This window comes from Phenylobacterium sp. (assembly GCF_030679875.1).
Taxonomy (GTDB): Bacteria; Pseudomonadota; Alphaproteobacteria; order Caulobacterales; family Caulobacteraceae; genus Phenylobacterium.
Genome location: NZ_JAUXSP010000016.1, coordinates 26,354 through 41,370 on the forward strand (window position 1 = coordinate 26,354; position 15,017 = coordinate 41,370).

Consider the following 15,017-nt stretch of genomic DNA (forward strand, 5'->3'; position numbering starts at 1 on the left):
GGCCGCCCTACTCCACCGGCTTGGCGCGATAGACGGCCTCGTCCAACTCGCCTTCCCACTTGGCCACCGTGACCGCCACCACCAGGTCGCTGGTGGCGTTGGGCACGGTGCGGGTCATGTCGAGGATACGGTCGAAGGGCAGGATGAAGCCCACCACCAGGGCGGTCTGCTCAGCGCTGAGGCCGATCACCTGCAGCACGGCGGCCAGCATGAACAGCGAGGCCGAGGGCACAGGGGCGGTGCCTACCGCGACCACTACGCAGACCAGGCCGACCATCAGATACTGGGCGGCGGTCATATCGACCCCGAAGGCCTGGGCGGAGAACACCGCCAGCAGGGCCACATAGAGGGCCGTGCCGTCCATGCTGAGCGTCGTGCCCAGCGGCAGGGTGGTGGAGGCCACCGTATGGCTGACCCCCAGGTTTTTCTCCGCCACCCGCATGGCGACCGGCAGGACCGCGGCGCTGGACGAGGTGGAGAAGGCCACGATCACCGCATCAGCAATGTCGCGAAAGAACGGGACGACCGGCAGGCGGGCGATCAACCGGATGACGCCCCCATGGACGATCAGGGTCTGAATGGCGCAGCCAAGGACCAGGGCCACGGCGAGCAGGAAGACATGGACGAAGGTGCTGGGGCCTGAGGTGCCCATCACCCAGGCCACGAGGGCGAAGACCCCGAAAGGCGCGAGCTCCATGATCACCCGGACCAGGACCAGCATGATGTCCGAGCCGATCTGAAACAGGCGCGCGGCCGGCGCAGCCGGCTCGCCGATGATCAGGATGCCCAGGCCGATGAGGATGGCGAAAAAGATGATCGCCGGGATATTGCCCTCGTTCAGGGCCGCGAACGGGTTGAGCGGCACGATGCTCATCAGGTACTCGCCCAGCGTCGGCGCGGCCCCGAGCACTTGCGGTGTGGTCCCCACGAAGTCCATGCCGGCGCCGGGCTGGAACAGGGTGCCCAGGATCAAGCCCAATGATACCGCTACGGCCGTCAGGGCCAGATACATCAGCAGCGTCTTGGCCCCGATGGAGCCCAGCCGCTTCACATCGCCCATGCCGGCGATGCCCGAGACAATGGAGAAGAAGACCAGGGGCGTGACGATCATGCGGATCAGCCGCACGAAGAGGTCGCCGACCCACTTGATGCCCATGGCCTGCTCGCCAATGATCAGGCCCAGCGCTGTGCCGAGCACCAGCCCCAGCAGGATTCGCTTCCAGAGGGTGACGTCCAGCCAGTAGCGGCGGACCAGCCCGCCAAGCCCGCCCCTGCCTTCAGGCGCGCCAGCAGGCGCGGGATCGGACGCGAGGTCGGTCATCGGCTTAGTTTCCAAAGTGCGGGGTCGCGCCGTCCTCGTTCCGCCTTAGCGGTCGCCGGTCAGGCCTCAGGGCCGTCGGGTACGCCCCAGAGGCCCTGGGGCGGGAGAAGGTCGGCGCCACGCTGGACCGCGCCGCCCGCATAGTCATTGGCAAGCCAGGTGGGCCCGTCGAGGTCGACGAAGTCGGCGTGCCGGGCCACGTGGAAGGCTGGCGCGATCGACATCGAGGAGGAGACCATGCAGCCTACCATGACCCCAAAGTGCATCGCACGCGCCTGCCTTAGCAGATCAAGAGCCTCCGTCAGGCCACCGCTCTTGTCGAGCTTGATGTTGACCACCTGATAGCGATCCTTGAGCCCTGGCAGGTCAGCGGCCACATGGCAGGATTCGTCAGCGCAGATGGGCGCGCAGCTCCTGAACCCGGCAAGCGCGCCATCTTCCCCCGCCGGCAGCGGCTGTTCGATCAGCGCGATCTTGAGCTGTGCGAGAACCGGCTGGAGGGACCCCAGGATTTCGATGGTCCAGCTCTCATTGGGATCGACGATCAGGTCGGCGTCCGGCGCGGCTGCGCGGACGGCGGCGAGGCAAGCCGCCGGGTCGTTCTGGTCAACCTTGACCTTGATCAGGGTGGCCCCAGTCATCCGTGCGGCCGCCTCCCCCATCGCCTGGGGGGTGTCCAGGCTCACGGTCAGCGCACTCACCAGGGGATGGAGCGGGGGCTGGCCGAGGGTTTCGGCGACCGCACGGCCGGCCAGGCGGGCTTCGATATCCCACAGGGCGCAGTCGATAGCGTTGCGGGCCGCGCCAGGACCCAGCCGCGAGGCCAGGTCATGGCGGCTCATCCCGCGGGAAATGTCCTGCGCCAGGCCGTTCACCTGGGCCAGGACGGAGTCGATGGTTTCCCCATAACGGGCGTAGGGCACCCCCTCGCCGCGCCCCTGGACGCCGTCCTGCTCCAGGGTCACGCCGACCACGTCAGCGGCGGTTTTCACCCCGCGGGAAATGCGGAATGGCGTGCTTAGCGGCCAATGTTCTGCGCGGACTGAGAGGGTGCGAAGCATTCCACTAACCTGTCGACGATCTGGTCCACGCCCATGGCGACGGGATCCTGGCAAGGGAGGTTGAAGCGCGCGGCGGTTTCATCGCACAGCCGGCGCGCCTCATCGGGGGCGAGACTAGAGGTGTTGAAGGCGATTCCTACCGCGCTCACTCCAGGATTGGTCAGGGCGGCCGACGCCAGATTGGCCTCGAGGCAGGCCTGGAGCTCAGGCAGGTCCCGGCCAGGCAGGCCGCGCATGTGCGGGCGGCCGGGCTCATGGCACAGGACGAGGGCGTCGGGCTGGGCGCCGTGCAGCAGGCCCAGGGATACGCCGGCATAGGAGGGATGGAACAGGGAGCCCTGCCCCTCGATCAGGTCCCAGCCGCCGTCGTGGCGGGCCGGGCTGATCTCCTCGATGCCCCCGGAGATGAAGTCGGCGATCACCGCATCGATGGGCACGCCGGACTGGGCGATGAAGATGCCGGTCTGGCCGGTGGCGCGGAAATCGGCCGCCAGGCCCCGGGCCCGCATCTCCCGCTCGATGGCCAGGGTCGTATACATCTTGCCGACTGAGCAGTCGGTGCCGACGGTGAGCAGGCGGTGGCCGGCCCGGGGGCGGCCATTGCCGACGGCCATCTTCTTCGGCGGTTCACGCACATCGAACAGGGACAGGCCCCGACGGGCGGCGGCGGCGACAATCGCCGGATGCTCCGTCAGCCGCTCATGCAGGCCAGAGGCGACGTGCAGGCCAGCCTCCAGGGCGGCGACCACATCGGCGACGATGCTGGGGCCCAAGACCCCCCCGGCATTGGCCACGCCAACGATCAGGGTCTTGGCGCCCTGGGCGGCGGCCTCGGTGAAGCTCAGGTGCGGCAGGCCCAGGGTGACCGTGCACTCAGGCCGCCGATGCTCTCCCAGACTCCAGTCGGGACGCCAGTAGGCGACCCCGCGGGAGGTTTTGACGGAAAGCTCATTCTGGGAGTCGCCGAGATAGAGCAGGTAGGGCGGCGGGATCATAGTCTCTCACTTCGGGCCGGGGCGACGCTGTTGCCCGATCATCGCGAAACTGAGCCGCGCGCGAAGCTCGAAAGGAAGAGGTCTGTTATAGCCCGGGGTTATGCGTCTGCTGCTGGTCCTGAATGTCCGCCTTTAAAGTATTCACAAAAGCTCGGGACATTTTGGAAAGCGGGCGGTCTTCAAGATAGATGCAATAGACCCCGAAGTTGGCGGGCTGCAAAAGAGGGCGAAAATCAAGATCGGCGTCCAGGTTTTCCCGGGCGGTGAACTCATCGACAATCGCCACCCCGGCGCCGTGGCGCACGAGGGCGGCGGCGACATAGTAGGTCTGCACCACGATGCCTTGGGGTCGGGCGGGCCCGCCCCGGATGACTTCGCTGGCATAGAGGGCGCCCACCGGGCCGCTGCCCTCCAGGCTGATCAGCTCGTGGCCGCTGAAGCTCTCGATACCCAGGCGCGGCGGGGCGTCGGGGAGGTAGTCGCGGCGATAGAGCAGAACCAGTTCGCCGGTGCCGATGCGGACATGGGCCAGCCTCGGATGGCGCGGGGCGTCATAGGCGACCGCCATGTCCGCCTTGCGCTCATAGAGCGCGCGCAGGATGTCTTCATCATGCAGGGTCTGCAGGGTGAAGGTGACGCCGGGATGCTTCTGGCGGAACTGGGCGACGGCCCGGGGCGCGACTCCCAGCCCCAGGGAGGGCAGCACCGCCAGGCCGATATGGGCCGACCCGCCCTTCAACAGATTGCGGGTCGTCTCCTTGAGCGACTCGATGCGGCTGTAGATCTCGTCGACGTCCCGGAACAGGGCATGGGCCTCATCCGTCGGCGTCAGTCGCCCCTTCACCAGGCGGAACAGCGGGAAGCCAAGCCGACCTTCGGCGTGCTTCAGGACCTTGCTGACAGAGGGTTGCGAGACATAGAGGGCCCGGGCCGCCGCGCTGATCGAGCCGGCCCGGTAGACCGCATGAAAGACCTCGATATGCCGGAGATTCATGGAGGGTAGATTGGCGCCGCTCGGTTCCATTTGTCTCTCAGACCATACCGCCCCCCTCCCTAGCAAGGGCTCGAGCCTGATGGCCGACAGGACTGCCGGCAAGGCCGGCGCGGTGCGCCAACCCCTGTGGGCTCACCTCCACTGCGACCAGCAGGGACCTCGCGAAACCGCTTCAGGTCCCACTGCAGCCGGGAACCCCGCTATTGCTGTCTGACCTGGACGCTTGCTGCGACATCACAGACGAGGGAGATGAGATCTCCAGCGTTTATGGGCTTGGTCAAAAAGTCATTTGCTCCAGCCTGGACCGCCAGTTCTCGATGCTCAGGCATTGCGTTAGCCGTGAGCACACAAATCGGCGTTGGATTGTTCTGACAATTTAACTCGTACTCCCGGATCAGCTTGATCGCCGTAAGGCCATCCATCACCGGCATCTGCATATCCATCAAGATGAGATCAAAATTTCCCGCCTCAACAGTTCGCACCGCTTGTTCGCCATTCTCTACCGAAACGATTTCCACCGGCAGACCATCCAGTATCATCTGCACCGTCTTTCGGTTGATCGGATGATCTTCAGCAAGAAGGACGCGCAGATTTCGCGTCCACTCAAATTCCGCCGCATCTCCCAACTCCGCCCTAAGCGGGATTTCACTTCCGGCTCGCTCCAGCACCAGATCAAATTCAAACGTTGAACCCACGTTCGAAATTGATGTCGCTGAGAGCGACCCGCCCATCAGTTCTACGAGTGATTTCGAGATAGCTAGACCAAGGCCCGTCCCGCCAAAGCGCCTGGTGATAGTTCCGTCCGCTTGCTCAAACCGTTCGAACAGGGTTGACGCAACCTCTTCCGGAAAGCCGATACCGGTATCCTGCACTTTGAATCTGATCTGGCAGCCAATCTCATCGTGAGCGACCTCGCTGAGAGAAAGGACAACCTCACCCCGATCCGTAAACTTTACTGCATTGCTCAGCAAGTTGGACAATACTTGTCGGATCTTGAGATCGTCTCCTAGAAAGTGCCCACAATTCCGATCCGTCGCCTCAAGTCTCAGCTCGACGCCCTTCTGCGCCGCACTCGCCTGAAACAGAGCAATGGTATCGGTGACAAGTTGCTCCAGATCGAACGGCTCCAGCCGCAACGCCATCCGCCCCGCGTCGATCTTTGCCAGGTCGAGAATGTCACTCAATAGACCCTCAAGCGCCCGCCCAGATGTCTCGATGAGTTGCACCATCTCGCGCTGCTTAGGGTGCATAGCGGTTCGCGCCAGGGCTCCGGCGACGCCCAGAACACCATTGAGCGGCGTGCGGATCTCATGGCTCATATTCGCCAAGAAGCTGGACTTGGCGAGGTTCGCGCGTTCGGCCGCTTCGCGAGCCTCAGTCAATCGCGCTTCGGCCGCCCGGACTTCCGAAAGGTCTCGCACCACACTCACGAAGGCTAACCCTCCTGCCGTTTCCAGCTTCGCAAGCGAAGCTTCAGCTGGAAACTGGCCGCCGCTCTTTCGGCGTCCATGAACAGGCGCACGGTCTCCCATCCGCAGGCTCTTGCGACGCCCCTCGGCGAAATTCTGAACGTGGCGAGCATGCTCGGCCCTCACACCTTCGCCTATAAGCATGCCGACACTTCGGCCAATGACCTCCCTTGCGGCGTATCCGAAGACGTTCTCGGCCCCAGCGCTGAATTGCAGAATACAGCCGGCCGGGTCGGTGAAGATGATGGCCTCAGGAGAAATTCGCAGCATTGACGCCAACATCTCGGTGGTCGTGCGCGCGTCATTTTCGATATTTCGCTGTTGCGTCACATCCCTCACAACACCGAACAAGCCAACGAGGCTCCCGTCTGGATCTAGGTCCACGTCCGCCTGCGTCTGCACAGAACGCAAATTCCCGCCGGGCAGAATAATACGGTGGTCAATACAGTATGGTTCGTGTTTCAGAACCGCTCGCTCAACAGCCTCCTGCATCTTGTCGCGATCATGCGGATGAACCAGATCAAGGAATGTCTGGAATGTTGGCTTGAACTCTTTTTCAGACACCCCGTATACGTGGTAGAACTGTTCAGAACAGAATAGCTCGTCTGTTTCCACCCTCCATTCCCAACTCCCAGTGCCTGATAATTTCTGGCTTCGAGCCAAGTGTCGAACCATTGCCTCCACATCAACAGGCGACGTTTCATCCAGCATAGGTATTGGGCCTTGCGCGGGGATGAGGTTATTTTCGATCATGTGAGGATTGAGCCAGGAACATGGTATGAGGTCGTGTCACGATTGATCCGCCGGTGCTGCGCGGCCAAGTGCGGCTCCCCCCGCGCGCATCCCCCTTGCCGGCGATTGCCTCGATGTCGAAGCGCTCGACACCAGCTTGAGGGCAGCCCCTGGGCTTGCGTGAGAGCCCGCCGTTTTGAAGGCGCCGACAAGGCGGGCCAATTCGGCCGTCTCGAGCTTCAGGGCGTGGCTAGCGGCGGTGGACTCCTCGACCATTGCAGCGTTCTGTTGGACAACATGGTCCATGTGATTGACCGCAACATTGACCTGGGCCAATCCGACGGCCTGCTCATTGGCTGAAGCCGATATCGCCGAGATGATCCCATCGATATCAGCCACCTTGCTGATGATGGACTGAAGGGCCTGGCCCGTTTCCCCGACCAAGCTCACGCCCTCTCCCACCTGATGCGAAGACGCCGCTATCAGCGTCTTGATCTCCTTCGCCGCCTCCGCAGAGCGTTGGGCCAGCGCCCTGACCTCTGAGGCTACGACCGCAAAGCCACGGCCTGCCTCGCCAGCCCGCGCAGCCTCCACGCCCGCATTCAACGCCAGAAGATTGGTCTGGAAGGCGATCTCGTCGATGACCCCGATAATCTGGCTGATCTGTCGCGATGACTCCTCGATCTGCCCCATAGCGCGAACCGCACGCGTGACGACCTCGCCCGAAAGCTGCGCCTCTTTCTTGGCGTCTTCAACGGTGGCGCCGGCCTCACGAGCACCACCGGCTGTGGCCTTCACAGCCGCCGTGATTTCATCCAATGCTGCGGCTGTCTCTTCCAGTCCGGCCGCCTGCTGCTCGGTACGCCGCGACAGATCGTCGGAGGCCATAGCCAATTCTTGGGCGCTGGATCCGATCGCACCCGTTGTGGCGCCGACGGTTGAAATCGTCTCCTCGAGGCGTTCGAGCGCGGCGTTGAAGTCGCGCCTTAACTGGCCGTACTCCGGCGCGAGCTCGTCTGGCATCCGGTAGGTGAGATCGCCTGCGGCAAGCGCGGCCATTCCAGCGCCCACAGACCTGACGACGGAGGCTCGCTCCTGCTCGAGCACCTCGGCCTCCGCCCGCTTTCGGGCCGCTTCATCAGCCTCAAGATAGACCGAGATGGCAAAGTCCATGTCGAGGAGCGTCGCTTTCGCCAGCGCTCCAAGTTCGGCCGCGACCTCAGGGCCTCTCGCATCCTTTCGAGCTCCAAATCGCGACTTAGGCCACCGCGATTCCACAACTGCGCCAATCAGCGCGTTGAGGAGCAAGGCGTAGCCGCCGATGTACCACCTCGGCTCCAGGCCGATGCGCGCGTGGATCTCTCCAACAGTCGTGACGGCTTGGACATAGGCCCCGTCGAAGTGGCCACTGGAAATCGTCTCCCAGTGGCCAAGCTGCCGTTTTTTGGCGCTGCCGACATGGGCGTCGGTCTCGAAGAAGCGTCGGGTCTCAGGGCGGCTCTGGACCTGGATGTAGAAGCTGTCCAACGCCGCTGGCAGTTCTTGCATCAGGATCGGCTTGATCCTCCGGAGGTTCGCCCGGGCGTCTTCGTCAAGTTTCATGAAATCTAGGCGATCGTCTAGCGCATCGTGCCGAGGCATAGCGGTGTCCTATGTGTGAAATTTCACAGTTCATAGAACGCCGTGATGGATAATGAGATATTAAGTTACCAACTTAAAGAATAGCCATAGCCATTAGAACTACTCAGAAGGCGTATACCCAAAGGCATATGCCCATGTTGAGCCACAGAACTGGTATTATTACATGATCCCGGTCGATTTCATGATTCCCCATTGTTCATCTCTCGCTCGACGGTTATCCACAAATTCCATGTGGGTATAATTGCCCCCGGCCAAATCGGGTGGGTCGCCACTCGCCCCCAAGACACTCACGCGAACTGGGAGGATCGCCGGCTTGAAAGGAGGCTTATTGGACGAGACGCGGGGGCGGAGCGCGATGATTCTCGAGGAGAAGCCCCTGTGCCGCGGGGCGATCGCCGCCGTGGTGGCCGGACTCGCAGGGTTCGGAGAGCCGACCTTCACCAGTTCTTTGTCGGAAGCAGACGCGCAGATCGGGCTATCGGCGCCCGACCTCTTCATCGTGGACTTGTTTTCAGTCGAGTATGATTTTGAGGGCCTGGCTCGGCTGATCCACCACCATAAATCGGTTCGCGTGATGGTCATTGATGACCGGATAAACCCGGCCTTCGTGCGGCTCGCCAAGGACGCGGGCGCCGTGGGGTATGCTTGCAAGAACTATGAAATAGATCTGCTTGAGGCGGCGATTGCAGCCGTCGCGGGGGGGCGCCTACAGTTTCCTGCGACACCGCCGTTGACCACTCCGACTGGTCGATCAGCGCGATCAATCGATCGCCTCTCGCCTAGGCAGTTGGAGGTTTTGAAGTGTATTGCGGTCGGAATGGGAAACCAGGAGATCGCCGACACGCTCGGCATCACATTGGGTACAGCGAAGGCCCATATCCACACGATTCTGAAGCTCACCGGCACTCGAAACCGGACCGAAGTCGCCCTGATCGCCGGTCGGTTCCTCGCATAGGCGCGGTCCAACCTCCACCTATCCCCGGCGCCCCTAGGGGCTGACGGCAGCCCCTACCGGTGTCGGCAGGCTTAAGGGACTCGTCCGAACAGGACGCTCTTTCACAAGGCGGCAAGGCGGTGGCCAGACCTGTTGAAAGACGGGGGATCAGCGCCGCTTGAGAAGAGATGCGCGCCCCGTCGTCCACCGTTCCGTCTGCCGGAACGCCGTTCTAAAATGCTTTTTTCTTCGAGAGAGTATGGCATAGAGACCGAGGAATCAGCTGGAGCGTCGGTGTGGATCGAGCGGTGTCGCGCGCGTTTTCCTTGCTTGAGAGCCTCGCCAGCGCGAGCGAGCCGCTGCGGCTGATAGAGGTCGCTCAACTCGCCGGACTCCAGAAGAGCACCGCCCACAGACTCTTGGGGACCTTGGTCGAGCTGGGCTATGTGCGGCAGGAGGCCTCGGGTCGCTATGGCGCCACCCTGCGGACCTGGGAGTTCGGCGCCCGGACGGTCGCCCAGCTTCCGATCAAGCGCATCGCGGCCGGCTTCATTCATGGTCTGCATCGGACAATCGGCGAGACGGTCAGCCTGACCCTGCTCTCGGGACTGGACGTCATCTATCTGGACAAGCTCATCGCCCCGCGCCCTGTGCAGTTTCGCACCAGCGTCGGCAGCCGCGTGCCCGCCCTGTTTACAGCCAGCGGCAAGGCCATGCTGAGCCGGCGGCCGGACGGGGTTGAACTCGCAAGGCAGTCGGCGGAGCTACACGGGCTGGATATCGCCGCCGTCAGCGCCGAGCTCGATGAGGCGCGGTCGCGTGGCTATGCGATCTCCAGCTACAGCCCTGGCGTCTTGAGCATCGGCGTCGCGGTGGAAGCCGGGAGCGCCGCCGCCGAGGCGGGCCTCTCCGTCTCAGCCCCCAGCGAACATCTCGTCGGCGCCGACCGCGACGCGGTCATCGGGGCCCTGCTCGAGGCGGGCGCGCGCATGAGCGAGGCGCTCGCCCAGCCATGACCTCACCTGGGCCGCTCTCCATCACCCGAACGCTCAGCGCCTACGTCGCCGGCGCCTTGGCCGCCGATCCGCCCGCATCCCATCGTGAACTCGGGCGGCTGCACATCCTCGACACCCTGGCGGCCATGGTCGCTTGCCGTGATCTTGAGCCGGCCCTCCTGGCGCGCAACTACGCCCTGTCCCTCAGCGGCCCCTGCGGGACCACCACCATGCTGGCGACGAACGAGCGCGCCGGCCTGGTTGACGCGGCCTTCGCCAGCGCCATGACCGGGCACGCCGCGGAGATCAACGACTTCATCCCCTCCGCCTTCGTCCAGCCCGGGCCCGCGGTGGTGTCGGTCACCCTGGCCCTCGCCGAGACGCGGGGCGCGAGCGGCGCCGATCTGCTGCGCGCCGTCATGGCGGGGTATGAGTTGGCCGGCCGCCTCCCCAAGGCCCTTGGCCTTGCCAATCTTCGCCGGGCGGGCGTCGCCAACCACGGGATCGGTCCGCTGTTCGGATCAGCCGCCGCGGCCGCCGCCCTGCTGAGGCTGACTCCGGCGCAGGTCGATGATGTGTGGACCTTCTGCGCGCAGCAGGCCGGCGGCTCATGGCAATGGCTGCTGGACGTCGAGCACATCGAGAAGGCCTTCGTCTTCGCCGGCATGGGCGCCCGCGATGGGCTGCACGCGACCCTGATGGTGGAGGCCGGCTTCCGCGGCGTCAGGCAAGCCCTGGACCATCCCGCCGGATGGCTGCACGGCGGCGTCTTCGCTGGCGGGGACAGCAACCACGCCTATCTGGTCGAAGGGCTTGGCCAACGGTCCGAACTGCCCTTGACCGCCTACAAGCGCTATCCGGTGGGGGGGCCGACCCAGCCGGCGGTCGAGGCCCTCCTGTCCCTGTTGCCCGCCATCGCCGGAGCGCCCGTCGAAGCCGTGAAGATCGAGATGCCCGGCCGCTGGGAAGCGTTCCGGGACGCGGCCATGCCAGCGCTCAACCTGCGCTACCTCACCGCCATCATTCTGCTCGACGGACGCCTGGACTTCGTATCGGCGCAGAGTCTGGAGCGGATGGCCGGCGATGAGGGGGTGCGCGCCCTAATGGACCGCGTGAAGATCGCACATGATCCGGCGCAGGAAGCCCGACCGGGCGAGCCCCGAACGGAGTCGGCCCGCGTCAGCGTGCGGCTGGAGGGGGGCCGAGATGTGCACGCCTATACCCCGCACGTCCTGGGCTTTCCCTCCCATCCCATGACCGCGGCCGATGTGGAAGCCAAGGCGCTGGACCTTATGGCGCCCCACCTGGGCGTGGCCCGCGCAAAGGCGGTGATCGAGGCGGTGCGAGGGATTGAGCACATGGCCGCGGCCCGCGACCTGATCGCCCTCATCGCCCGCTAGCCGTACTGTCGGAGGAGACAAGACATGACCCCCCTCACCCAGCCTGCCACCGCCGAAGACCTGGTCATTGTCGAGACGGCTCAGGGCAAGGTGGGCGGCCGCCGCCGCGCGGGCGTCAGCGTCTTCAAGGGCATGCGGTATGGCGCCGACACCGGCGGGGCCAACCGCTTCCGGCCGCCGCAGCCGCTGGAGCCTTGGACCGGGGTCCAGGACGCCGTCGCCTATGGCGACCAGTCGCCCCAGATGCGCGGCATGTTGGCCGACAAGGGGCCGATGAGCGAAGACTGCCTGCGCGTGAACGTCTGGACGCCGGCCACCGACGGCGCCGGGCGGCCGGTCATGCTGTGGTTCCACGGCGGTGGGTTCGAGGCGGGTTCGGCGTCACAGAAGGTCTATGACGGGACGCGCCTCGCCCTGCGCGGCGACGTGGTCGTGGTCAGCATCAATCACCGTCTCAATGTCTACGGGCACTGCTACCTCGGCGATCGCCTGGGCCCAGCCTACGCCGGGTCCGGCAATGCCGGCTATCTCGACCTGATCGCGGCCATGCGCTGGGTGCGGGAGAACATCTCCGCCTTTGGCGGCGATCCCGACAATGTCACCCTCTTTGGGCAGTCCGGCGGAGGTCGCAAGGTCAGCCTCTGCTATGCGGGCGCAGACGCCCAGGGCTTGTTCGCCCGCGGCATCGTCCAGAGCGGCTCGCACCTGCGGATCCAGACGCCGGAACAGGCCAGCCGCCTGACCGACGCCCTGTTGGCGCAACTGGAGATCGCGCCGGCCGACATCGACAAGCTGCTCTCCGTGCCTATCGAGGCCCTGACCCGGGCGCAGCTGCGGGTGATGCGCGAGATGCGCTCGCGCTTCTCGCCGGTGCTCGACGGGCTGGCCTTTACCGAGCACCCGTTCGTCCCCCACGCGCCGGCGCGGTCCAATCACCTCCCGATGATGGTCGGCACCACTCGTACCGAACTCTCCAACCAGCTGGGCTATGAGGACGGCGCGTTTGATCTGGATATGGCCGAGCTGCGCCGCCGTGTGGGCCGCTTCGTCCCGACCGAGGACGTCGACCAGGCCATCGCCACCTTCCGCGCGGCGTCGCCGGAGGCCACGCCCTCCGAGCTTTACTTCACCCTCGCTTCAGCCCGCGGCTATGTGCGCGACGCGACCATCATGGCCGAGCAGCGGGTGGGGGCGCAGGCGGCGCCGACCTATCTCTATCAGTTGACCTGGCGCTCGCCGGCCGACGACGGGAAGCACATCAGCCAGCACACGCTGGACCTGCCCTTCATGTTCGACAATGTCGCCGCCGCCCTCCACCTGACCGGGCCGGAGAGCGAGGAGACCCGCGCCATGGCCAACGCCATGGCCGACACCTGGATCAGCTTTGCGCGCACCGGCGACCCCAACAACGCCGCCATCCCCACCTGGCCGCCCTACGACCTGACCGATCGCGCGACGATGCTGTTCGAGGTCCCGACCCGACTGGCGAGCGACCCCTGGGCCGCTGAACGCGAATTTATGAGCCGCTACGAAACCCAGCAGATGGGCCGCACCCTGCACCGCTGAGCCGGAGGACATCCCTATGACGACAGACCGCCGATCCTTTATCGCCGCTGGCGGCGCCGCCCTCGGCCTGGTGGCGGCCGGCCCGGTTCGGGCCGCCGAAGACAAGCTGTTCCCCATCGTCGAAACCGCCACGGGCAAGGTCCGCGGGGTCAGCTCAGGTGGAATCGCCGTCTTCAAGGGCCTGCGCTACGGCGCGGACTCCGCCGGGGCCAATCGCTTCCTGCCGCCCCAGCCTGTCGCGCCCTGGAGCGGCGTCCGCGACGCCTTCGACTATGGCAATATCGCGCCGCAGATCCCTGGCAATCGGCGGCACGTCTATGCCGACCTGATCCTGAACGACATCCAGCCGGGCGGCATGGGCGAGGACTGCCTCGTCCTCAATCTCTGGACGCCGGAGCCCAACGCCAATCGCAAGCGCCCGGTCATCGTGCGCTTCCATGGCGGCGGCTTCTACGGCGGGTCCTCCAACAATCCGGGCGGCGACGGCGAGATGCTGGCCCGCTTCGGCGACTGCGTGGTCGTCACCGTCAATCATCGCCTGAGTGCGCTCGGCTATCTCTATCTGGGTGATGAGGGCCCCTTCGCCGACTCCGGCGCGGCCGGCATGTCCGATCTGGTCGCCGCGCTGCAATGGGTGGCGCGCAACGTGGAAGCCTTCGGGGGCGACCCAGCACGCGTGATGATCATCGGCCAGTCTGGCGGCGGCGCGAAGGTGAGCCACCTGATGGCCATGCCCGGGGCGAAGGGCCTGTTCTCCAGCGCCGGCGTGATGAGCGGCTCGTCCCTGACCTCGATGACCCGCGAGCAGGCTGACAAGGCGTCGAGCCAGTTGTTGCAACGGCTGGGCCTGGGGCGACACCAGGTCCAGGCGCTGCAGGCCGTCCCATTCACGACATTGCTGGCCGCCCAGGCCGACGTCGAGGCTGAGGAACGCCGCCGCGGCGAGGCGCCCCGCTCCTTCGCGCCCGTCCTGGGTGAGGCTATTCCGCACCACCCTTTCACGCCTGGAGCCCCGGAGGAGTCCCGGGACATCCCTCTGGTGGTGTCCACGGCCCTGGACGAGCGGACCTATCGCGAGACACGGTTCGATGTGACGTGGGAGGAGGTGCTCGGGAGCCTGCAAAAGCGCGTCGGCGAGGACGCCCAGATGCTGCTCGACGCCTATCGAGACGAGACCCCCGCAGCGACCCCCTTTATCATCAACGCCAGGATCGCCAGCGACACCTATTTCAGACTGTCAGCCAACCTGATGCTGGAGCGCCGGGTCGCGGCGGGCGGCGCGCCCACCTGGGCCTATCTATGGGAAGCGCCAAGCCCGGCTTTTGACGGGCGCTATGGCGCCGTGCACGGGATCGACGTCGCCTATTCCATGCACGATATCCGCTTCCCCCTGGCCGGTCCTACCCGGGACAATCTGCGGCTCGCCGACGAAATCGCCGGCGCCTGGGTGGCCCTGGCGGCGACGGGCGAGCCGAACAATCCGAAGACGCCGCAGTGGCCCGCCTACGACCTGACGGATCGAACAACCCTGGTCTTCGGACACCCGACCCGGGCGGAGAAGGATCCTCGCGGATTTTTCCGGGACTATTGGGCCAAGCGAGCGGCGGCGCGCGCCAGTGGAGGGTGACGCCAGCATCGTCGAGGGAGATCACCACGCCCCTGAGGTCCCGCGCGGCACTCAGGGCGCTTGGCGTGCGGCGGCGGGGATTCAGGCAGTTGGCGCTCAGCTGAGGGGTCAGACAGCAAAAAGCCGCCGGACGGGTTGCGTCAGGCGGCTTTGAGATGATTTGGGTGCGGGGACAGGATTTGAACCTGTGACCTTCAGGTTATGAGCCTGACGAGCTACCGGGCTGCTCCACCCCGCGGCAGATGGGATTGGCGCGTGTTGGTGCGCCTATGTGTGCTGGCA

General features: G+C 65.2%; 11 protein-coding genes and 1 tRNA gene. 5 read left to right on the forward strand and 7 right to left on the reverse strand.

The window, feature by feature from the left end; translation table 11 throughout:
• Nucleotides 1-7: 7 nt before the first annotated feature.
• The 6 genes from Q8K84_RS09995 to Q8K84_RS10020 form a co-directional block, all read right to left on the reverse strand.
• Nucleotides 8-1,321, reverse strand: coding sequence for a dicarboxylate/amino acid:cation symporter (locus tag Q8K84_RS09995; protein WP_305282499.1), 1,314 nt, complete (start codon nucleotides 1,319-1,321; stop codon nucleotides 8-10).
• Nucleotides 1,322-1,380: 59 nt separating this feature from the next.
• Nucleotides 1,381-2,382: an N-acetyl-D-Glu racemase DgcA gene (dgcA, locus tag Q8K84_RS10000; protein ID WP_305282500.1), complete on the reverse strand. Its 1,002-nt coding sequence runs from the start codon at nucleotides 2,380-2,382 to the stop codon at nucleotides 1,381-1,383.
• Nucleotides 2,340-3,377, reverse strand: a complete 1,038-nt coding sequence (gene dgcN, locus Q8K84_RS10005) for an N-acetyltransferase DgcN (RefSeq protein WP_305282501.1) — start codon at nucleotides 3,375-3,377, stop codon at nucleotides 2,340-2,342. The genes dgcA and dgcN overlap by 43 nt, the downstream gene beginning before the upstream one ends.
• 85 nt (nucleotides 3,378-3,462) lie before the next feature.
• The gene (locus Q8K84_RS10010) at nucleotides 3,463-4,401 is read right to left on the reverse strand and encodes a LysR family transcriptional regulator (RefSeq protein ID WP_305282502.1); all 939 of its coding nucleotides are present in this window, start codon (nucleotides 4,399-4,401) and stop codon (nucleotides 3,463-3,465) included.
• A 170-nt stretch (nucleotides 4,402-4,571) separates the two neighbouring features.
• The gene (locus Q8K84_RS10015; protein ID WP_305282503.1) at nucleotides 4,572-6,593 is read right to left on the reverse strand and encodes a PAS domain-containing hybrid sensor histidine kinase/response regulator; all 2,022 of its coding nucleotides are present in this window, start codon (nucleotides 6,591-6,593) and stop codon (nucleotides 4,572-4,574) included.
• A 36-nt stretch (nucleotides 6,594-6,629) separates the two neighbouring features.
• Entirely contained in the window at nucleotides 6,630-8,213 is a 1,584-nt protein-coding gene (locus tag Q8K84_RS10020; protein ID WP_305282504.1) for a methyl-accepting chemotaxis protein, read from the reverse strand.
• A 328-nt stretch (nucleotides 8,214-8,541) separates the two neighbouring features.
• Between Q8K84_RS10020 and Q8K84_RS10025 the strand changes: the two genes are divergently transcribed.
• From Q8K84_RS10025 to Q8K84_RS10045, 5 genes are all read left to right on the forward strand, one after another.
• Nucleotides 8,542-9,168 (forward strand): response regulator transcription factor, encoded by a 627-nt coding sequence (locus Q8K84_RS10025; protein ID WP_305282505.1) that lies wholly within the window; start codon nucleotides 8,542-8,544, stop codon nucleotides 9,166-9,168.
• 287 nt (nucleotides 9,169-9,455) lie between these two features.
• On the forward strand, nucleotides 9,456-10,163 hold the full coding sequence (locus Q8K84_RS10030; protein WP_305282506.1) for an IclR family transcriptional regulator: 708 nt from the start codon (nucleotides 9,456-9,458) through the stop codon (nucleotides 10,161-10,163).
• The gene (locus Q8K84_RS10035; protein WP_305282507.1) at nucleotides 10,160-11,542 is read left to right on the forward strand and encodes an MmgE/PrpD family protein; all 1,383 of its coding nucleotides are present in this window, start codon (nucleotides 10,160-10,162) and stop codon (nucleotides 11,540-11,542) included. The genes Q8K84_RS10030 and Q8K84_RS10035 overlap by 4 nt, the downstream gene beginning before the upstream one ends.
• 24 nt (nucleotides 11,543-11,566) lie before the next feature.
• The gene (locus Q8K84_RS10040) at nucleotides 11,567-13,108 is read left to right on the forward strand and encodes a carboxylesterase/lipase family protein (RefSeq protein ID WP_305282508.1); all 1,542 of its coding nucleotides are present in this window, start codon (nucleotides 11,567-11,569) and stop codon (nucleotides 13,106-13,108) included.
• A 16-nt stretch (nucleotides 13,109-13,124) separates the two neighbouring features.
• Nucleotides 13,125-14,735 (forward strand): carboxylesterase/lipase family protein, encoded by a 1,611-nt coding sequence (locus Q8K84_RS10045; RefSeq protein WP_305282509.1) that lies wholly within the window; start codon nucleotides 13,125-13,127, stop codon nucleotides 14,733-14,735.
• 161 nt (nucleotides 14,736-14,896) lie between these two features.
• On the opposite strand, the gene Q8K84_RS10050 is transcribed toward Q8K84_RS10045, so the two are convergent.
• Nucleotides 14,897-14,973, reverse strand: a tRNA-Met gene (locus Q8K84_RS10050).
• Nucleotides 14,974-15,017: the final 44 nt, after the last annotated feature.